A 19229-nucleotide genomic window follows, 5' to 3' on the forward strand; every position below is an offset into this window, starting at 1 on the left:
GTCACGGCAGATGAGTTACCCTGCGGCGGTCACTATTTGGTATGTCAACGCGGCTGATCCGGCGGCTGTATTGAACTCGGAGCCGAAGGCAGACCGCGGTTTCGGCCGTAAGCTTCTGGCACAGCTCAACCCGGCGTGGCCGATCACCCCGATCGGCCAGTTCCCCCTGAACCGTTCCTCGAAGGCATCACGCGACGAGTTCTACATTGCGGGCTACCCCGGCGTGGCCGTCCTGCAAACATTCCTTCCACACTGTGCGAAGCTTTCGGAGATCCCGGCGCACCTACGCCGGGCAGTCCCCGCCGCTGACGTATTCGTCATCGCCGAAGGCGTAGGTGCAGACGGCGCAGGTTACGCCGGTTACGCTCACTTCAGCGGCGACACCCTCAAGCGCTCCCTGTGTGGAACGCGCCGGGAGCTCGTCGAAGACAGTGGAATCCCCGAGTGGTTCGAGGCTGACTTCTGGGCGGGCAAAACGACCGAGCAACTCGGAGGCATTACCTTGCCGTTCGAACCGGCCGACCTCGCGGCGACCGCGCAGCGCGAGTTGCTGGGCGTGGATATCTCCCCGAGTGGCCCGGATGTCAACGTTGTCGCCTATGCAGTCGACGGCCGCCCGGAGCCGAAAATTGAGCCCCGCTCCCCCGGGCCGAAGAACGTCAATCAGGTGGCCGCCAAGTTCGCCGAGCCCGCCAATGCCTACGACGACTATGAGGAGCCAGAGGAAGACGGCGGCACTGAGTTCGCAGAGTTCGCCGATGCCTCCGCAGCCGCCGCCCGCCGCGTGTCCCGCGGCCTGACCCGCCGGTTCCGCAACCTCAAGGAGACGCTGCAGGAGAAGCTGCGCCACTCCGACCGGGGTTAGCCAGCCAGCTACCGCAAGGACCGCTGCCGTTCGTAGAACGCAATCGCGGCGGACGTGGCCACGTTCAGTGAATCAGTGCCCGCCGCCATCGGAATGCGCGCACGGACATCGGTCGCGCGCATTGCGTGCTCCGTCAGCCCAGGTCCCTCGCCACCGACGAGGAGGGCGACTTTCTTATAGGGGTGGCCGGTGTCGTCGACAAGCGCTTCGGCGAGATGCACCGCGCGCGAGTCGGGGGTCAGCGACACCAAGCGGAAACCTTGCTCCCGCAGCTGGTCCAGCGAGCGCTGCCATGTCGTCGACGTGCCATCTAAATGCGCGAACGGCAGGCGCAGCACATGCCCCATCGACACGCGCACGCTGCGGCGATACAGCGGATCAGCCGTGCCTGCGCCGAGCAGCACACCGTCGACATCCATGCCCGCGGCGTTGCGGAAGATCGCGCCAATGTTCTCGTGGTCCCCGACGCCTTCCAGCACGATCAGCGTGCGCGCGTTCAGCATCTCGCTTATCGACGTCTCCTCCGCCCTGTCCGCCACCGCAATCAAACCCCGATGCATGTCGTACCCGGCGACCTCGGCGAGGAGTTCGCGGGTGACAACGTAAACGGGTGCGTCGATAGGCGCAAGACCCTGCTCCGCGCGATCGGCGAAGAACGTGTCGAGCTTTTTCTCAAAGCCCACAACGCAGCGCAGCGGAAAGCGGGAATCAATGACCCTGCCGGCCACAAGCGGCCCCTCACCGAACACGTAACGCTTGGAGTTATCGGTGTTTTTGAGGTCGCGGACGTCGTCTAGACGCGGGTCGGCAGGGTCGGTGATGCGTTCCATTTAAGCGAGCGCCGCCAAAATGGGATCAACCGTGAAGAAGACCACGAACAGGGCCGAGATCAGCCACATGATCCAGTGAATCTCGCGCGCCTTGCCGGCGAAGAGCGACATGAGGGTGAAGGCGATGAAGCCGACGCCGATGCCGTTAGCAATGGAGTACGTGAACGGCATGACCACGATGGTCAGGAAGGACGGCAGCGCGATGTGGAACTTGTCCCAGTCGATTTCGGTGATCTGCATCATCATCAGCGCTCCGACAATGACCAGCACCGGAGCGGCGGCTTCAATGGGCACCATCTCGTAGAGCGGGGTGAAGAACATCGCGGCCAAAAACAGCAGGCCGGTGACGATGTTGGCCAGGCCGGTGCGTGCGCCGTCCGCGATGCCTGCCGACGAATCGACGTAGACCGTCGCCGACGATGCGGAGCCGAGACCACCCGCGATAGCACCGCAGCCCTCAACAACGAGGGCCTTCTTCATGTTCGGCAATTCACCGCGCTCGTCGTTGAGGCCTGCCTGCCGGCCGAGCGCCGTCATGGTGCCCATCGCGTCGAAGAAGTTCGCTAGCACCAGGGTGAACACCAGCAGCGTCGCGGTGATGCCGCCGACGCGGGCGAACGCGCCGATGAGGTCAATATTGCCCACGATGGACAGGTCCGGCACGCCGCCGAGGGACTCCGGCAGGGACGGAACAGCAAGGGACCAACCGGACGGGTCCTCTGCAGAGGAACCTGCACCGACAACCGCCTCGACGATCAGAGCGATGATGGTGTTGAGGACGATACCGATGAACAGGCCGCCCGGAATCTTGCGCGTCACCATGAAGCCGCAGATGAACAGGCCGAGGATGAACACGACCGTCGGCCACGTGGCGATCGAACCGCCGTTGCCCAGCTGCACCGGCACGGTGGTCATCGCAGCGTCCGGGATGCGGCGGACGAAGCCGGCGTCCACGAAACCGATCATGGCGATGAACAGGCCGATGCCCACGCCGATTGCCGCCTTCATCGATGCCGGGATCGCGCGGAAGACTGCAGTACGGAATCCGGATACGGCCAGGATCACGATGACGATACCGTCGATGACCACCAGGCCCATCGCTTCCGCCCAGGTCAGTCCCTCCGTACCGACCAAGGTCACCGCGACCAGCGTGTTCAGGCCGAGACCGGCCGCGATACCGAACGGGTAGTTCGCCACGACACCGAAGAGGATGCACATGACGCCGGCGACCAGGGCGGTCGCCGCCGCGACCTGCGGCACGCCAAGGATGGTGCCGTTGACGTCCTCACCGGTGCCGATGATCAGCGGGTTGAGCAGCACGATGTAGGCCATCGCGAAGAAGGTGACCACACCGCCACGAATCTCTGTGCCCACACTCGAGCCGCGCTCGGAGATGTGGAAGAACCGGTCCAGGCCGGACTGCGGTTCGCTGCGGGTGGTATTCGTGCCGGTAGTGTCGGCAGTCTCAGTGGCGGCTGCGTCAGCTGTGACCTTGGTCGATCCAGAGGTGGATCCAGCCGATGCGGGTTGATCGCTCACGGGCGCGTCCCCTTTTCATGACAAGCAAACGGAAAATGACGCGATAAGCGTCCCACTACACGGGCATTTTTCCAAAACGGGTGCGCCCTTTCGGCGGCTAGAAGACGGGGCTTTCGTCGTCGTAAAGCTCCCCGGCACCCTCGAGCTCGTGGGAGGCCACCTTGGTTTCGGAGTGGGCGCCGCACCCGTAGACGGCGGCGACAACGTGGCCGTCAGCGGAGTATTCGTTGGAGCAGATACCGAAGTTCTTGCCCAGGGGCTCGGCGGCCGGAATGTAAAAAGCGCAGGTCCGGCACTGTAGAGCGGCTTGGCTGGCGTGGGCCGAATTGGGGCCGTAGTCGCCGCGGCGCCACCTCTCCTTGGCGGCGCGCAGCCCGGCGGTGGTCAGATACTGGTTGGTTTCGCGGCCGGGGAAGGTGACGGCATCGGGGGCGAAGGAGTCGTCGGTGAGGCGCTCGTCGTCAGGCGCGGGCTCCATGAGGTCACCCGGGCGCAGGTCGCCGGGGCGGACGCGTTCGCTGTAGGGCACCCAGTCGGGAGCCTGCAAGGCATCGCCGGTGGGGGCGGGCACGAGGGCGACCTCGTTCACTGTCACATAGTCAGCACCATCAGCGCAGGCAACGACCGCATTCCATTCCCAGCCAGGGTAGCCCGGCACGGACGCTTCGAAGCGGTGCGTCGCCACGTTGCCGCTCATGCCGTGGACGCCGATGTGGTCACCGATGTCCCCCTGGTCGAGCTCTTCGAGAGCCCGCCGCGCAGTATCCACGGCGGAGGCGCTCAGCAGCGGTCCGGTTTGTTGACGTCGCGAGTTTCTTCGTGGCACATGTCCATTATTGCGCACCGTGTTGCAAGATAGACCGTATGGTCCACTCCCCGAATCGAGTCCGGCTCCCCCAGATCGCTATGTCTGCGGTGACAGCAGTGAGCATTATCGGTCTCACCGCGTGCGCCCCGTCGAGCTCGGAGGGCTCTAGCGAGCAGCAGGATTCGAGCCAGGTCGAGCAGCTGACAGTTGATGTCCTCGAACGCTACGACTTCGACGAGAGCAGTTTCACCCAAGGTCTAGAGGTCGCTCCTGACGGCACGCTCTACGTGGCTACCGGCCAGGAGGGCGAGTCGCGCATCTACCGCTCCACGATCGAGGGCGAGGAACTAGCAAGCCAGGATTTGGACCGGGAGTTCTTCGGTGAGGGCATTACGCAGGTTGACGATCATCTGTGGCAACTCACCTGGCAAAACGAGGTTGCCATCAAGCGCGATGCGGACACGCTCGATGAGATCGACCGGGTGAACTACGACGGCGATGGCTGGGGCATCTGCCACCGCGACGACGGCGGGGAGGTCATCTTCAGCGACGGCAGTGACCAGCTGCGCCGCATCGACCCTGACACCTTTGCCGAACGTGAACGCTTCACTGTCACTATGGACGAGCAGCCCATCGAGGGACTCAACGAGCTCGAGTGCGTCGGCGACGACATCTACGCCAATATCTTCATGACTACGGACATCGTGCGCATCAATGCGGACACGGGTGCTGTCGAAGCGCTTATCGACGCCTCTCCTCTGCAAAACAACGCCACCCCCGATCCCAATCACGTCCTCAACGGGATCGCCTACCTCCCCAACACGTCTGGCGCCGGCCAGGAGTTTCTCCTGTCCGGCAAACGCTGGCCCGACCTGTACCGCGTGAAGTTCGTCCCGCAGTAGACCGTAGAGTTAAAGGCATGGGCAGCACGAAATCTCGCACAACACGCACTGCACGTAACCAGCGGTCCGTCGTCATGCTGGCGGTCATTGCCGTGGTCATCGTCGCTATTGTGGCCGGGCTGTACTTTTACATGGATTGGCAGAACAACCGTCCCGGCACCCCACCACAGGAGATCGAAGTCACGGCCAGCGCCGGCGAATCCGGTGACGAGGTGTCGACGATGCCCTTCTCCATTTGTGAGTTCGGTCAGGAGTGCCCGGAGGGCGATGTCGCGCTGCTCCCCGTCGAGCCCGGCACCGAAAACGTCCGCGTCAGCGTGCCGAACGACGTGGCCCAACTGCAGTGGTCCCTGCTGAGCATTTACGACGACCCCGCCGCTAACACTGAGCGCACCTTCACCCCCGGTGAGGCAGACGAGGTCGATGTCCCCGTCGTCTCCGAGGATGCGAATCTCGTGGTGATCGAAATTTCCGCCCTCATGGTCGGCGCCGATGCGCAAGGTGAAGAAACCCCGGTCATGGTCACCTGGGCCTTCTCCACCGAAGCGTCATAAGCCTCATAGCGGGGCTGGCTAGGCGTCGAGCTCCTTGGCCACCGCGCGCAGGATCTCGGCGATCTGGCGGGCTTCCTTGCGCTCCGGGTAGCGGCCAGCGTCCAGGGCGGGTTGAACTTGGGTTTCCAGCATCGACATGACATCCGCAAGCATGCTGGCAAGTTCCTCGGGCTTGCGGCGGTTGACGGCGCGGCGGCGGGGAGCGTCGAGAAGCTTCACGCGCAGTGCTTGCGGCCCACGGCGACCGGCTGCGAAATCGAACTCAATGCGCTGACCGGGGTGCAGGTCCTCAACGCCGTCGGGCAGCACGTTCTTGCCCACGTAGACATCCTCGTCCCCCGGGTTGGAGACGAAGCCGAAGCCCTTCTCCGCGTCGAACCACTTCACTTTTCCTACTGGCATTAGTCATTCACCACCGTTAATCACTAGGGCTATCCATCTTAGTTACTGGCTTAGAACAACCCACCGGCAGGGCAAAACATTCCCTGCGCGACAAACCCACTTTCGTGCCGTCCACACGTCAAGTAACTGACACCTCATCAGCCACACGCGAACTGGGCCTTTGCGGAGCCGACTCCGACGGCACGAAAATGCGCGTTTGCTTATGCTTTACGACGAACCCGCCACCCCGGCCAACACGCCAACTCAGCTTGATGTTAGATAGGTCACATTTACTATGTTCCCGCAGGCAGCGCCGGCAAAACGTGCGCAAGTTGAGTCACATCAGTCACACTGACAACAACTTGCTTCCGGAACGTGACTGAATCGTTATAAACCGCTAGAGTTACGCTCATGCCCACAGACGGGCGTGCAATTCAAGCTACGAGCCACGTTCAATTTTGTCCGGCTCGATGCCCGATATAACTCAACAGGACAGAAGCGGGGGACCCACCCGCGCGGGAATAACTTCCGGCGCAACGCGGACCCTCATATTCGAGACCGCTAGGGGTGAAGCCGCGCACCGCGGCCAGGCGCTTGAACCCCCTCAGCCTGAACCCGACAGCTCACCCCGCAGACGTAGAACAAGAGAGGAAAACACACCCCTATGGGACGTCACCGCAAGCAGAACTCCAAGGCCGTGTCCGCTAAGGCACTGGCTGGCGCTACCGCAGCCATCGCCACCACCGCACTTGTCGCGCCGACCGCTTCCGCAGCTCCGGACTCCGACTGGGACCGCCTGGCTCAGTGCGAGGCTGGCGGCAACTGGCACATCAACACCGGTAACGGCTACTACGGCGGTCTGCAGTTCTCCGCTTCCACCTGGCGCGCATACGGCGGCGGCGAGTTCGCACCGTACGCACACCAGGCAACCCGCGAGCAGCAGATTGCTGTCGCGGAGCGCACCCTCGCAAGCCAGGGCTGGGGCGCATGGCCGGCATGCTCCCGCAAGCTGGGCCTGAACTCCGCCCCGACCCCGCGCACCGCACCGGCAGCGAAGCCGGCTCCGGCACCGAAGCCAGCCGCAGCTCCGCAGCCGAAGAAGAACAACGAGCTCGAGGTGGACAAGCTCTACAAGTCCCTCACCCGCGAGCTGAACAACCGCGGCCTGAATGTCCCGCCGCAGGTTGAGGCAACATACAAGGCCAACCGCAACGACTACAACGCGTTCTACCAGGCCAACAAGGACTTGATCGACGCTCTCCTGTCTGGCGATGCACAGGCTTTCATCGCTGCCGTCAACGCTAGGCTGCCGCGTTAAGGCCGCTAGCTAAACAGCAAGCACAAAGGGCTTGATTCCGACGAGATCGGAATCAAGCCCTTTGTGCGACGGCACTCAGCCTAGGAAGCGCCATCCTTAACGACTGTGATCTGCCAGCCAGCATTCTGGTTCTGCACAAAGTCCTTCACGGAATGGCCGTTGTCGGCTGCCCACTGGGGAATGGATTCTGTAGCCTGCGTGCAATCGAAATCGATCACCAATGCCTCACCGCTGTCCAGCTCAGCGATCGCATCCTTCGCTTCGATGAGCGGGAATGGGCACACAGCGCCGAGAGTGTCCAGTTTGTAGCGACCGCCGCCAAGTGGGAGGGCCTTACAGGCCTGCTTCGGCTTGGTCTGCACTGCCAATGCGCCGTTAGCGACCGGGAAGCTGAAAGCCGGGGTGGCCTCTTGACTGTCGTGAACAGCATCGTGACTGGAACGGACAGACTCATCGGTGGTGTACAGGTCTCCAGCGTCCTCGGGGGACACTCCCGCCTTGCTGGGCTTTAGCCAGATCTTCGCACCGATATAGACACCAGCCGCAATGAAGATGAGTGCGACCCAGCCCTGGTAGCTAAACAGGGACGTTTGAACCATGCCGTTGCCCACGGTGCAGCCGCCGGCCAGAGAGGCACCGACACCCATGCCGATTCCCCCGACGATGGCGCGCACGCTCGTGACTGCGTCCGGAACCCGAACTCGGAATTCGCCGGAGGCCTTCGCCGCAATGAACGCTCCGACGAAAAGGCCAAGCACCAGCAGGGTGCCCCAGTTAACATACTCCGCTTCGCCAGTGACAATGTAGGAGGTCACATGGGAAGTGGGGGTGGTGATCCCCAGGCCGTCATTACGCCCAGTCGCGGCTGACAGCGGCCACGCGACAACACCGAGTACGCCAATGATGGCTCCAGCAACGTACGGGTGCAACGCCTTGCGGTACCACGGTGCGTCGAGGGTCACCTTCGGGGCAGCGGCATCCTGCTCAAGGTAAAAGTGAGCGGCATACGCGGTGGCCAGCGCCAGTGGGATGGCAAACCACCAAGCGGACACACCGAACGTTTCTGGCAGAGTGGTCCAGCCGGTATCCCATTGCTTCATCCAGTCGTTGAATCCCGACAACGCACCGTTCTTCATTGCGGCAGCGGACAGACCGTAGAACACCAACGCGAACCAGGAGCCAACGAGCCCCTCAGCCGAGCGGTACCACGTACCCGACGCACACCCGCCTGCAAGAACAATGGATAGGCCGAAGATGAGGCCGCCCACGATCACGGCGAGCGGGGCGAAGGTGCGGTACTCCGGCGCGATGACGCCCAAGGATGTCAGAGCCGCCAAGCCGACCGCATGCACAGCGATGACGATGAAAAGGGCGACTAGACCACGGCCCTTCTTCTGTAGGAACACGTCGCGCATCATGCCCGTCACGCAGAATCTACCCCTCTGCATAACAGCGCCGAGCGCAACTCCCACCGCTAATCCGGACACAAGCATGAAAACCTCCCGATAAAAGGGAACTAGTACTGACCTGTGAAAGAATAGCCGTTCTGCACCAATCAGTCTAGAATTCTACCCATTCAACTAGACCAAGCGGTATAGTCGCACGTGCGAAAAAAGACCCGCACCATGCGTTTTTGCACGGTGCGGATCTACGCCAGCAACGACTACTGCGCGGTGTTGATGCGCGTCGTCGGGTGGACGTACCCGGTCTCCTCCCACGGGCGGGGCAGGATCAGGTCGTCGCCGTAGGGGCTGGATGCTCCTGTGAGCTTGGAGGAAATCTCCGTCACCGGGTGACCGTTGCCCGGGGTGTGGGCGGGCCAAGCCGGGTTGATCTGGGTGATGTTGTCAACGTCTTTAGCCATGGACATCATTCTTTCACGCCGGAAGGGAAAACGCACGTAAAATCACCCCCGCAATGACTTCCTTCACCCGTTCGCTCACCGAACTCGACGACGGCGCGCTACGCCGGCTCATCTCCGCCCGCCCGGACGCGTTCTTCCCCGCGCCACCGCAGATCGCTTCGCTGGCAACTCGCCTTGCGCTTCCAGGGTCGATTGCACGAGCTTTACGACGCTTGACCGCCCCCGACCTGGCACTCCTGGAACGCCTCGCCGATGCCGGGGCAGAATTCGACCCGTACGATGCCACTGCTGAGGCGGGAGAAGGAGCACTCGATAATCTCCGCGCGCATGCGCTGGTCTTCGGTAAGGACGATGAGCTCCGCATTGCACCGGGGGTGTTGAGCGCAGTGCCCGCCGGCTGGCGCGTGACCGATCGTGCGCCGGACGACTTCGACGACCTGATGGCGGAAATCTCCGGACCAGAGCGCAAGGTGCTGGAAAGGCTCGCCACCAACGGCGGCGTGGGCACCACCAAGGCCGCCGCCCCAGACGCGGATCCGACGACGCCGATCGGCGCTCTCATCGCCAAGGGCCTCCTCGTCCGCGTCGATTCAAGCAGCGTCCGGCTCCCCCGACCTGTCCGCGATGTGCTGCGCGGCCACCCGCCACGGACCTTCCCCATGACGGAACCGTCTGCCCCGGGCATCGACCAGGACAGCGTCGACACCGCCGCCACGACGCAGGGGCTCGACGCCGTGCGCCAATTGCGCCAGTTGATCACGCTACTACTCGCTGAGCCCGTCCCACTGAACAAAGACGGCTCCGTCGGCGTGCGCGTCCGAACGAACGTAGGCAAAGAACTCGGCTTCGACCCAGCGTTATTGATCACCATCGGTGAATCTGCCGGGCTGATCGGCCGCGGAAATGTGGACGACACCGATGTACTCGCTGCTACGAAGGACGCTCTCACGTGGCTGGACGCCGCACTGTCCGACCAGTGGGCGATCCTGCTCACCGGATGGGCTGCTTCCCCGTGGCGGACGGACAAGGAAGAAAAGCTCCTCTCGCCGGAGATGCACTCCCCCGACGCCCGCGGCGCACGGCTAACCATCCTGCACCACCACGGCGATCCTCAGCGACTCTTCTACTTTGCTCCCCTGGCAGCCTCCCAGTTTCCGCCGTCATTCATCGACACCACCGTCGAAGAAGCCCGTTTCGTCGGCGCCTTGGATGCAACGCCTGCCGCATCGACACCGTTGAAAGCACTCTTAGAAAACGCGGACATCGCCGCCGCCACCCGCGCGCTCGTACCGGCCCCGGTGGACATGCTTATCGCACAGGCGGACATGACGGTGCTCGCCCCCGGCCCGCTGGAACTGGAGATGGTTGCATTCCTGGAGAACATCGCGCAGCTCGAGTCGCCTGGCGTAGCCAGCGTCTGGCGCATCACCGATGCATCCGTCCGCCGCGGCCTGGACAGTGGGCTGACCGCCGACGAGATTCATTCCTGGCTGAACGACCATGTCATGGGCGAGGTCCCCCAGGGCATCACATTCCTCATCGACGACACCGCTCGGACCCACGGCTCCATCCGCGCGGGAGCCGCAATGAGCTATCTCCGCAGCGCGGACCCTGCACTGATCACGACGGCATCAGTGAAGCTCAGTGGAATCATCCGCCCGCTCGCGCCCACCGTCGCGGTCTCGCAGCTTCCGCTGCCGAAGCTCATGCACGCCCTGCGCAAGGCCGGTCTCCAGCCCACCGCGGAGGACGAAACCGGAGCACAGCTGAACATGGCGCCGGAGCCGGCGCTCGTTCCGGCCACCCCGTCGCGCCTACCGCGCCCGGCCACCGTCACCGACGAGCAGGCTGAGCAGATCATTGCGCGCCTGCGTTCCAAGGGCACCAGTGCAGTGCCCGCGCCAGCGCCCGCCGGCGACACCATCGAGGTGCTCCGCGCGGCGGCGCGCGGCAAGCGCAAGGTCACGCTCGGCTACGTGGACAAGAACGGCCGAGGGCAGACACTTACTGTCCTACCGCTGTCCGTGTCTGCCGGGCAGGTCGACGTGCACGTCGCCGCCACTGACAGGGTGGTGCGCATCGCGTTGCCGCGCATCACCAAGGTCGTGATGGCCTAGCGGCTCACCCGCTCGAGCACCTCCAGCACGTGCTCGTAGTCCTTGCCCGTCGCGGCGGTCAAACCTAGCTCGCACGTGCGGTTGGAGGAGGCGTGGCACTCGGAGTCGAATTCGGCGACTTCCTCCGCCTCACGCTTCGTGGCAGCCTGGGTCAACTCCGGGTGGAGCATGCCGCGGTCGCCGGCGTAGCCGCAGCAGTTCCACTCCGGCGGCACGTTGACCGTCTCGGCGGCGGCAGCGGCGACCTGGGAGAGGTCGTCGATAAGCGAAAGGTGCGCCGCCGAACATGTCGGGTGCAGCGTGATCGAATCGATCTTGTCAGTGACGTCGAGCTTGTCCACCACCTTGTCGCCCACGAATGCGACGGCATCGATCACAGTGATGCCGATGGTCTCCGCCATGTCCTGGAAGCCGTGTGTGCAACTAGTGGCGTCGACGATGACAGGTAGGCGGCCGCCATCGGTGGCGGCGATGAGCTCATCGTTGACGCGGCTCTGCATGATGTCGTGTCCGGCGGCCATGCCTTTCGACGCCCACGGAGTGCCGCAGCACATGCCGTCGATGCCTTCCGGCACGACGAGCGACAGCCCGGCGCGCTCGACCAGTTTGGCGAATGCGGCGGAGGCACCGATGCCCTCGCCTTGCGGGCCGAACATGGAGTTCACGCAGGCAGGAACGAACACGCCGACGGGCTCAGCATTCGGGTCGCCGATCCGTGTGCCGAACGCCTTGGCGCGGGAAGTACCGCCCTTGGTCAGCTCCGGGCGGTACGACGGCACGGTGTCCTCGCCGACAAGCGCGCGGGCGACGTCAGTGACCTTCTCGACCAGCGACGCCGGCAGGTAGTGCGCGCCGGTCAGTGCGGTGGAGGCGAGCTTATTGCCCGGCCCCCACGCCTTCGCGGCGGCCGCCCAGCCAGCGGACTCGACCGCGCCGGCCTGGCCGCGGCGCAGGGACTTGATGAACTTACCGGTGTCGATGCCCACCGGACACGCAGTCACACACATGGAGTCGACGGCGCAGGTATCGATGCCCTCGTACTGGTATTCGGCGTCAATGTGCTTGACCAGCTCGGTATCGCCTTCCTGAATCGCCTTGGCACGGGCGCGCCGCACGACGATGCGCTGGCGCGGGGTCATGGTGAGATCGCGCGACGGGCAGACCGGCTCGCAGTAGCCGCATTCCACGCACGAGTCGATCTCATCTTCAACCTGCGGGTTGAGCTTGAAGTTCTTCATGTGCTCGCGGTCATCGTCGGTGATGATCACGCCCGGGTTCATCACTCCACGCGGATCGGCGGCGTGCTTGAGCTCCACCATGACTTCGTAGAGCTCATCACCGTACTGACGGCGCACATACGGTGCCATGACACGGCCGGTGCCGTGCTCTGCTTTGAGGTTTCCTCCCGCGCCGAGCACGAGATCCACCATCGCCTCGTTGAACCCGTCGTAGCGGCCCAAGTTCTCATCGCCCTCGAACCGGTCGGTGATGAGGAAGTGGATATTGCCGTCCTTGGCGTGGCCGAAGATGACGGCGTCGTCGTAGGAGTATTCGTCAAACAGCCCCTGCAGCCCGCCGCAGGTGTCGGCCAGATCCTCGACCGGCACGGCAATGTCCTCCAGCAGCGCCGTCGTGCCTGACGGGCGCGCCTCCGCAACCTGGGCGTAGAGGCCCTTGCGGAAAGCCCACGCCTTCGCAGCTTGTTTCGGGTCGGTGGAGAATTCCGCAGGCGTGGCCAGATCCAGCTCGCCCAAGAGCTTCGTGCCGGCGCGCTCGTACTCGCGCAGCTGCTCTTCCTCGTTCGCGTGATACTCGATGAGCAGCGCGGCATGCTGGTCCAGCTCGAAGCCGGTGATCTGCTCCGGCACCGAGTCAAAACCGCGGCCGACCGCGATGGAGCGCGAATCCATCAGCTCGAGCGTCGCGGCCTTGGAATCGAACAGCGCGGGCAACGAGCGCGTCGCCGCATCGATCGTCGGGTACACCGCGATCGTGGTGGTTTTCAGCTTGGGCACCTCGACCGTGCGCAGCACCGCCTCAGCGATGAACGCCAGGGTGCCCTCCGAGGCGACCAGCAGGTGCGTGAAGATCTCCAGCGGAGACTCGTAGTCCAGGAACGCGTTGAGCGAGTAGCCCATCGTGTTCTTCAGCGCGAAGTGCTGCTCGATCTTCTTCACGGATTCAGCATTGCCGCGAACGCGACGCTTCATTTGCTCGAGCTTTTCCGCGAGCTCCGGTTCCTCCCGTGCAAACTGCGCCTCCGCATCTGCATGCGCGGTGTCGATGACGGTGCCGGACGGCAGCACGAATGTTAAGGATTCGAGCGTGTTGTAGGTGTTGTATTGCGTGCCGCACGCCATGCCGGAGGAGTTGTTGGAGATCACGCCGCCGAGCGTGGCCGCGCCTTCGGAAGCGGGATCGGGACCGAGTTTCCGGCCGTAGGGGGCGAGGTGCGCGTTGACCTGCCGCACCGTCGAGCCGGGTTGGACGCGCACACGTTTACCGGCATCGAGGACCTCGACGCCGCGGAAGTGCTTGCGGACGTCGACAAGCATGCCCCCGCCCCCAGCTTGCCCGGACAGCGAGGTACCGCCCGCACGCAGCACGACTGGCGTGCCGGACGATGCCGATGCCCGGAAGGCCGCGGCGACATCGTTCGCGTTGCGCGCTTCCGCGACCACCTGCGGGGTGTAGAGGAAGTGCGATGCATCGTGCGCGTACTTGATCCGGTCGATCTGGCGGGTGGAAATCGTCTGATCGGAGCCTAATTCGCGGGCCAGATGCGCAGCAGGGGATGTGATTGTTGCAGTCATAGTTTCATGCTATCCCCATCGGGTTCGCCAAATATTTTTCGGCCATTCCATTGACAGATTATTGGGTTTATACAACACTTGATTGTGTGGCAGCACGAAAACAAGCGAAGATTCCGATCCACAATCGGGTTCGCGTACTGAGGACTGAGCGCGACATGTCGCGCAACCAACTCGCGGAACTCATCGACGTGAACCCGCAGACCATCGGCGCTTTGGAACGCGGCGACCACTCCCCCAGCCTCGATCTCGCTTTCCGCGTCTGCGAGGTCTTTGAGCTCCCGGTCGAAGCGGTTTTTTCGCGCAATGAATTCGCCCCTATGTCGAAGGAGCTCTACAAGCGATGACTTCCATATCAAGACAGAACCGAGCATCACTTCCAGGCTCTAAAAGAGTACGCAACCAGAAAGCGACGCGTGTTCTCATCGCGGTTTACTTTGCTGGCTTGATCGTTGCGGCGCTACTGTTCGGCATCTCACTGATCGCAGAACTAGATTCGTGGCCGTTCTCGCTGTCGTACATCGTGGCCATGCTCCTCTCCATGGCCGCGTGGACCTATATCCGCGGGGCTAACGACAGCAAGGACCGGTTACCAGATTCGCAGCTCGATGAATACGAGCGCGACATCTTCGCCACATGGCGTCAACGCGCGTTCAAGGCATATTCGGCGCTCACTTTCGTAGGCGGAGCTGGGTTTCTCTTGTATGCCAAGTTCATCGCCGACTCCGGCAATAGCGTCGCTTACGAAACGGCCGGCCTGTACATGGTGTTCACCTACCTGTTCGTGGCCACCCTGCCCATGATCGGCTTCGCTGCCACCATTAACCGCGACCACCCTGAAGACCAGCCAGTGGAGGAATAATGACCACGTTAGAGATAAAAGACTTGCACAAAAGCTATGGCGACGTCACTGCGCTCGACGGCATGACTTTCAATGTCGGTGACGGCGAAATTTACGGCTTCGTTGGTTCCAACGGCGCCGGCAAGTCCACCACAATGCGCATCGCGCTCGGCGTGCTCGAGGCCGATTCCGGTGAAGTCCTCCTCGACGGCACCCCGCTTGACGACGCCACGCGGCGCCGCATTGGCTACATGCCCGAAGAGCGCGGCCTGTACGGCAAGGAGAAAGTCCTCGACCAGCTGGTCTTTTTGGCTCAGCTCCACGGTGTCGACCGAGCCGCCGCGAAAAAGCGCGGCGAGGACCTGCTAGGCGAGCTCGGCCTGGGCGAGCGTGTGAACGACAAGCTTGACGATCTCTCGCTGGGCAACCAGCAGCGCGTCCAGCTCGCCGCAAGCTTGATCCACGGCCCGGACATCCTCATCCTCGACGAGCCGTTCTCCGGCCTCGACCCCGTCGCTGTGGACGTCATGAGCACCATGCTCACCGACCGCGCCCGCAATGGTGTCCCCGTCGTTTTCTCATCCCACCAGCTCGACCTCGTCCAGCGCCTGTGCGACCGCGTCGGCATCGTCACCCGCGGCCGCATGGTCGCCGAAGGCACAGTCGACGAGCTGCGCACCCACGGCCCGATCCGCTACAAGGTCGGCACCACGGCCCGCGGATGGTTCCCGGAGGGCACGACGCTTATCGACGACGCCGCGAACCACGTCATCCTCGAGACCTCTTCCACCGGCGACGACCAGCGCATCCTGCACGCTGCCCTTGCCGCCGGCGATGTCCATGAATTCACCCGTGTCGTCCCCGACCTGACCGACCTGTTCAAGGAGGTTGTGAAGTAATGACCACGAGCACCTATTCCCCGCTCCACACCGTCCTCACCACCGCTAAGCGCGAGATCCAGATTCTGTTCAGCAAGAAATCCGTGATCATCACCCTGGTCATCATGCTCGTGGCCATTCTCGCAGCCGTCGGTTTCGCGTCCTGGCAGAAGGATAAGGACCCAGAGGACAAAGCCACGCCGGTGGCGGTAGTCAACGTCGATAAGCAGACGCTCGAGGGGTCCGGCCTTGAGGCCCGCGATGTTGCCGACCGCACGGAAGCCGAGAACCTCGTGCGTGACGGTGATGTCGATGCCGCGCTCGTCGCTGAAAACGACACTTGGCAGGTCATCTCCGACGGTCTTCCCGACACTTCCGTGATGACCACCGTGGATGCCCTCGCCGAGTCCTATTCACAAGCCGCCGCGCTGGAACAGCTGGGCATTTCACCCACCGACTTCCAGTCCGCCTCCCCAGAGATCAACGTCGAAGCAGTAAACATTGCCAATATCGACGAAGGCAAAGACGATGCTGCTTCCGAACAGGACTTCGCACGCCTGCTCACCGCATTCATCTTGCTCATGCTCATCGTGTTCATGGTGATCACCTTCGCCGCGCAGGTGGGCAGCCGCGTGACGGAGGAGAAGTCCTCCCGCGTCGTCGAGCTCGTCCTCGCTGCCGTCCGTCCGCTGGACTTCCTGGCCGGGAAGATCCTGGGCAACCTCGTCTTCGGCTTCATCTCCACCGCGATCTTGCTCGGCGCTGGTTTCGCCGCGCTGCAGTTCACAGGTCTGCTGGAAGATATCAGCATCGAATGGTCCATCCTGCCCATCATGCTCGTGACCTACCTACTGGCCATGCTCTTCTTCGCCGGCCTCTACGCCGCTGCCGGCGCGATGGTCCAGCGCACTGAAGACCTCCAGTCCACACAGATGCCCGTCCTGCTGCTGATCATTGTCAGCGCCTACATTCCGGCATTCGGCTGGATGGCCACAGACGCCACCTGGATGCAGGTGGCCAGCTGGATCCCGCCGGTATCCATCTTCGCCGCACCACTGTCGTACGCGGCCGGCGACTTCACCGCACTTCAGCTCACGGGCTCCCTCGCCCTGGCTGCCGTAGCGACCGTGGTCGTCGTCTGGATCGCCGCGCGCATTTACCGCCGCACCATCCTCAACAACGGCCAAACCACCAAGTGGTCGGAGGCACTGCGGGGCTAGCTTCCTATCTGGATCTGTTCCGTGCGCCTTAGAGGTGCCGGGACGGGTCCATTTTTTGATGGAGCACGCGAATCACAATCACGCCTCGATCATCGAGACGATAGATGATCATGTGACTGCCTGCGGCCCGTTGACGGTACCCAGAAATCCCCGGCACTAGCTTCCCCGAAGTCGGTTGATCGGCAATCCAGGCAAATTGCCTTTCCAAGGTTCGCAAATAGCGCTCCGCCTGTGCTGGCCCCCATTGAGTTTCGGCATAGGACCAGATTCCCCGCAGGTCCTCAACGGCTTCTTCCTTAAGCCGGTATGTCATTGCCACGCTTCATTTTTTCTATGAACTTATTGAAATCAAAGTCCTCTGCGAGACCAGACTCCTCCCCCTTCTGGATCTCACGACGCAGGACCTCTAGCCGCTGCTCGTAGTCCTCAATCATGCGGAGGCCAGCGCGGATCACTTCACTGGACGTTGCATAGCGTCCACTTGCCACCATCTGAGCGATGAATTCCTCATAGTGCGGCCCAAGGGTTACGGACGTGTTCTTAGCCATGCACCAATAGTACCAATTTTAGGTATCCGCTCCGTGTCTACCGCCGGGGACCCCTAACCCTGCCAGCACTACGCTAGTACCAGGCAGGCATAATGTCCCGTATGCCTTTAGGTGACGGCCCGCTCATCGTTCAGTCCGACAAGACTGTCCTCCTCGACGTCGCGCATCCGGAAGCTGCGCAGGCGCGTGCGGCGATTGCGCCGTTCGCGGAGCTGGAGCGCGCGCCGGAGCACGTGCACACCTACCGCATCACCCCACTGGCGTTGTGGAACGCCCGCGCAGCCGGTTTCGACGCGGAGCAGGCCGTGGACGTCCTCGAGCGCTTCTCTCGCTTCCCGGTTCCGCAGGCATTGCTTATCGACGTCGCCGAGACCATGGCCCGTTACGGCCGCATCCGCTTGATCAAGCATCCGGCCCACGGCCTCATCCTCGAAGCCGATGAGGAAACGATCCTCACCGAGATCCAGCGCAATAAGAAGATCAAACCCATGCTGGGCGCTCCGATCGACGCTACGACGGCTCCCGTTCACCCCTCCGAACGCGGCCGGATCAAGCAGGAGTTGACCAAGCTCGGCTGGCCTGTGGACGACCGCGCCGGCTACGTCGACGGCGAATCCCACCCAATCGAGCTCAACCACGACGGCTGGGAGCTGCGCGATTATCAGCAATACGCCACCGAGTCATTCTGGGAGGGCGGCTCCGGCGTCGTGGTGCTGCCCTGCGGAGCAGGCAAAACGATCGTCGGTGCGGCATCCATGGCGCAGGCGCAGACAACCACGTTAATCCTAGTCACCAACACGGTCGCTGGACGGCAGTGGCGCGATGAACTGTTGCGCCGCACCACGCTCACGCCAGAGGAGATCGGCGAGTATTCCGGCGAGCGCAAGGAGATCCGCCCTGTCACCATTGCCACATACCAGGTGGTCACACGCAAAACACAGGGCGAGTACAAGGCTTTGGAGCTGTTCGACTCTCGCGACTGGGGCCTGATCATCTACGACGAGGTCCACCTCCTCCCCGCCCCTGTCTTCCGCATGGCGGCGGATCTCCAGTCGCGCCGCAGGCTCGGCCTGACCGCCACGCTCGTGCGTGAGGACGGCCGCGAGGACGACGTGTTCTCCCTCATCGGCCCGAAGCGGTACGACGCCCCGTGGAAAGAGCTCGAGATGGCCGGCTACATTGCCACCGCCGAATGCGTCGAGGTCCGCACGGCACTCAGCTCCGAGGAAAAGATGGTGTACGCCACCGCCGAGACCCGCGAAAGGTACCGGGTGGCGGCGTGTAGTGAGGGGAAGCTGGGTGTCGTCGATAAGCTTCTTGCGCAACACGATGGCGAGCAGATCCTCATTATTGGGGCATTCATCGAGCAGCTCGAAGAGATCGCCGCGCGCACAGGCGCACCGCTTATCGACGGTAAAACCTCAACCACCAAACGCGAATCCACCTTCGACTCATTCCGGAACGGCGAGCTGCGCACGCTGGTGGTCTCGAAGGTGGCGAACTTCTCCATCGATCTGCCGGAGGCGGCCGTGGGCATTCAAGTCTCCGGCACCTTCGGATCGCGCCAAGAAGAGGCGCAGCGGCTGGGGCGGCTGCTCCGGCCGAAAGAAGACGGCAAAGAGGCGCTGTTCTACACCATCGTCGTGCGCGACACTCTCGACGCCGAGTACGCCGCGCGCCGCCAGCGATTCCTCGCGGAACAGGGCTACGCCTACCGGCTTGTCGACGCCGCCGACCTCTGACCAGCACACATC

General features: G+C 63.1%; 19 protein-coding genes and 1 riboswitch. Of the genes, 10 read left to right on the plus strand and 9 right to left on the minus strand.

What is annotated here, in order from left to right:
• The first annotated feature begins 10 nt into the window (after nt 1-10).
• Nucleotides 11-865 (plus strand): DUF6928 family protein, encoded by an 855-nt coding sequence (locus tag HMPREF0291_RS10790; protein ID WP_005291451.1) that lies wholly within the window; start codon nt 11-13, stop codon nt 863-865.
• Nucleotides 866-873: 8 nt separating this feature from the next.
• Here the strand turns inward: HMPREF0291_RS10790 and HMPREF0291_RS10795 are convergent, their stop codons facing one another.
• The 3 genes from HMPREF0291_RS10795 to HMPREF0291_RS10805 form a co-directional block, all read right to left on the minus strand.
• Nucleotides 874-1695 (minus strand): TrmH family RNA methyltransferase, encoded by an 822-nt coding sequence (locus tag HMPREF0291_RS10795; RefSeq protein ID WP_005291453.1) that lies wholly within the window; start codon nt 1693-1695, stop codon nt 874-876.
• Nucleotides 1696-3108, minus strand: a complete 1413-nt coding sequence (locus HMPREF0291_RS10800; protein WP_040424636.1) for an NCS2 family permease — start codon at nt 3106-3108, stop codon at nt 1696-1698.
• Between the two features lie 223 nt (nt 3109-3331).
• Complete coding sequence (locus HMPREF0291_RS10805; protein ID WP_040423813.1) at nt 3332-4060, minus strand: DUF3027 domain-containing protein; 729 nt, start codon at nt 4058-4060, stop codon at nt 3332-3334.
• 38 nt (nt 4061-4098) lie between these two features.
• On the opposite strand from HMPREF0291_RS10805, the gene HMPREF0291_RS10810 reads away from it, so the two are divergent.
• Both HMPREF0291_RS10810 and HMPREF0291_RS10815 read left to right on the plus strand, forming a co-directional pair.
• Nucleotides 4099-4944 carry a glutaminyl-peptide cyclotransferase gene (locus HMPREF0291_RS10810; protein ID WP_005291459.1) on the plus strand — a complete coding sequence of 282 codons (846 nt, stop codon included), beginning with the start codon at nt 4099-4101 and terminating at the stop codon, nt 4942-4944.
• Nucleotides 4945-4961: 17 nt separating this feature from the next.
• Nucleotides 4962-5498, plus strand: coding sequence for a DUF2771 domain-containing protein (locus HMPREF0291_RS10815; protein WP_005291461.1), 537 nt, complete (start codon nt 4962-4964; stop codon nt 5496-5498).
• An 18-nt stretch (nt 5499-5516) separates the two neighbouring features.
• Here HMPREF0291_RS10815 and HMPREF0291_RS10820 read toward each other — a convergent pair whose 3' ends face one another.
• Nucleotides 5517-5900: a cold-shock protein gene (locus tag HMPREF0291_RS10820; protein ID WP_005291463.1), complete on the minus strand. Its 384-nt coding sequence runs from the start codon at nt 5898-5900 to the stop codon at nt 5517-5519.
• Nucleotides 5901-6344: 444 nt separating this feature from the next.
• Nucleotides 6345-6531, plus strand: a riboswitch (cyclic di-AMP (ydaO/yuaA leader).
• 12 nt (nt 6532-6543) lie between these two features.
• Between HMPREF0291_RS10820 and HMPREF0291_RS10825 the strand changes: the two genes are divergently transcribed.
• Nucleotides 6544-7197 (plus strand): resuscitation-promoting factor Rpf1 domain-containing protein, encoded by a 654-nt coding sequence (locus HMPREF0291_RS10825; protein ID WP_005291464.1) that lies wholly within the window; start codon nt 6544-6546, stop codon nt 7195-7197.
• 80 nt (nt 7198-7277) lie between these two features.
• On the opposite strand, the gene HMPREF0291_RS10830 is transcribed toward HMPREF0291_RS10825, so the two are convergent.
• Together HMPREF0291_RS10830 and HMPREF0291_RS10835 are read right to left on the minus strand one after the other, a co-directional pair.
• Entirely contained in the window at nt 7278-8690 is a 1413-nt protein-coding gene (locus HMPREF0291_RS10830; RefSeq protein ID WP_005291466.1) for a YeeE/YedE thiosulfate transporter family protein, read from the minus strand.
• A 170-nt stretch (nt 8691-8860) separates the two neighbouring features.
• Complete coding sequence (locus tag HMPREF0291_RS10835) at nt 8861-9061, minus strand: hypothetical protein (RefSeq protein WP_040423814.1); 201 nt, start codon at nt 9059-9061, stop codon at nt 8861-8863.
• A 53-nt stretch (nt 9062-9114) separates the two neighbouring features.
• On the opposite strand from HMPREF0291_RS10835, the gene HMPREF0291_RS10840 reads away from it, so the two are divergent.
• Nucleotides 9115-11178: a helicase-associated domain-containing protein gene (locus HMPREF0291_RS10840; protein WP_005291470.1), complete on the plus strand. Its 2064-nt coding sequence runs from the start codon at nt 9115-9117 to the stop codon at nt 11176-11178.
• Here the strand turns inward: HMPREF0291_RS10840 and HMPREF0291_RS10845 are convergent.
• Complete coding sequence (locus HMPREF0291_RS10845; protein WP_005291472.1) at nt 11175-13991, minus strand: FAD-binding and (Fe-S)-binding domain-containing protein; 2817 nt, start codon at nt 13989-13991, stop codon at nt 11175-11177. The two genes, HMPREF0291_RS10840 and HMPREF0291_RS10845, sit on opposite strands and share 4 nt — an antisense overlap.
• A gap of 86 nt (nt 13992-14077) precedes the next feature.
• Between HMPREF0291_RS10845 and HMPREF0291_RS10850 the strand changes: the two genes are divergently transcribed.
• The 4 genes from HMPREF0291_RS10850 (at nt 14078) to HMPREF0291_RS10865 (ending at nt 16927) form a co-directional block, all read left to right on the plus strand.
• Complete coding sequence (locus tag HMPREF0291_RS10850) at nt 14078-14335, plus strand: helix-turn-helix transcriptional regulator (RefSeq protein ID WP_040423815.1); 258 nt, start codon at nt 14078-14080, stop codon at nt 14333-14335.
• Nucleotides 14336-14433: 98 nt separating this feature from the next.
• Nucleotides 14434-14850 carry a hypothetical protein gene (locus tag HMPREF0291_RS10855; RefSeq protein ID WP_050748833.1) on the plus strand — a complete coding sequence of 139 codons (417 nt, stop codon included), beginning with the start codon at nt 14434-14436 and terminating at the stop codon, nt 14848-14850.
• Nucleotides 14850-15728, plus strand: a complete 879-nt coding sequence (locus HMPREF0291_RS10860) for an ABC transporter ATP-binding protein (RefSeq protein WP_005291479.1) — start codon at nt 14850-14852, stop codon at nt 15726-15728. The genes HMPREF0291_RS10855 and HMPREF0291_RS10860 overlap by 1 nt, the downstream gene beginning before the upstream one ends.
• Nucleotides 15728-16927: an ABC transporter permease gene (locus HMPREF0291_RS10865; protein ID WP_005291481.1), complete on the plus strand. Its 1200-nt coding sequence runs from the start codon at nt 15728-15730 to the stop codon at nt 16925-16927. The genes HMPREF0291_RS10860 and HMPREF0291_RS10865 overlap by 1 nt, the downstream gene beginning before the upstream one ends.
• A gap of 28 nt (nt 16928-16955) precedes the next feature.
• Here the strand turns inward: HMPREF0291_RS10865 and HMPREF0291_RS10870 are convergent, their stop codons facing one another.
• Both HMPREF0291_RS10870 and HMPREF0291_RS10875 read right to left on the minus strand, forming a co-directional pair.
• Nucleotides 16956-17240: a type II toxin-antitoxin system RelE/ParE family toxin gene (locus tag HMPREF0291_RS10870; protein WP_005291483.1), complete on the minus strand. Its 285-nt coding sequence runs from the start codon at nt 17238-17240 to the stop codon at nt 16956-16958.
• Entirely contained in the window at nt 17224-17475 is a 252-nt protein-coding gene (locus tag HMPREF0291_RS10875) for a type II toxin-antitoxin system ParD family antitoxin (protein WP_005291485.1), read from the minus strand. Before HMPREF0291_RS10875 ends, HMPREF0291_RS10870 begins: the two co-directional genes overlap by 17 nt.
• A 101-nt stretch (nt 17476-17576) precedes the next feature.
• Between HMPREF0291_RS10875 and HMPREF0291_RS10880 the strand changes: the two genes are divergently transcribed.
• The gene (locus HMPREF0291_RS10880) at nt 17577-19217 is read left to right on the plus strand and encodes a DNA repair helicase XPB (protein WP_005291487.1); all 1641 of its coding nucleotides are present in this window, start codon (nt 17577-17579) and stop codon (nt 19215-19217) included.
• Nucleotides 19218-19229: the final 12 nt, after the last annotated feature.

It is taken from the genome of Corynebacterium genitalium ATCC 33030 (assembly GCF_000143825.1).
Lineage (GTDB): Bacteria > Actinomycetota > Actinomycetes > Mycobacteriales > Mycobacteriaceae > Corynebacterium > Corynebacterium genitalium.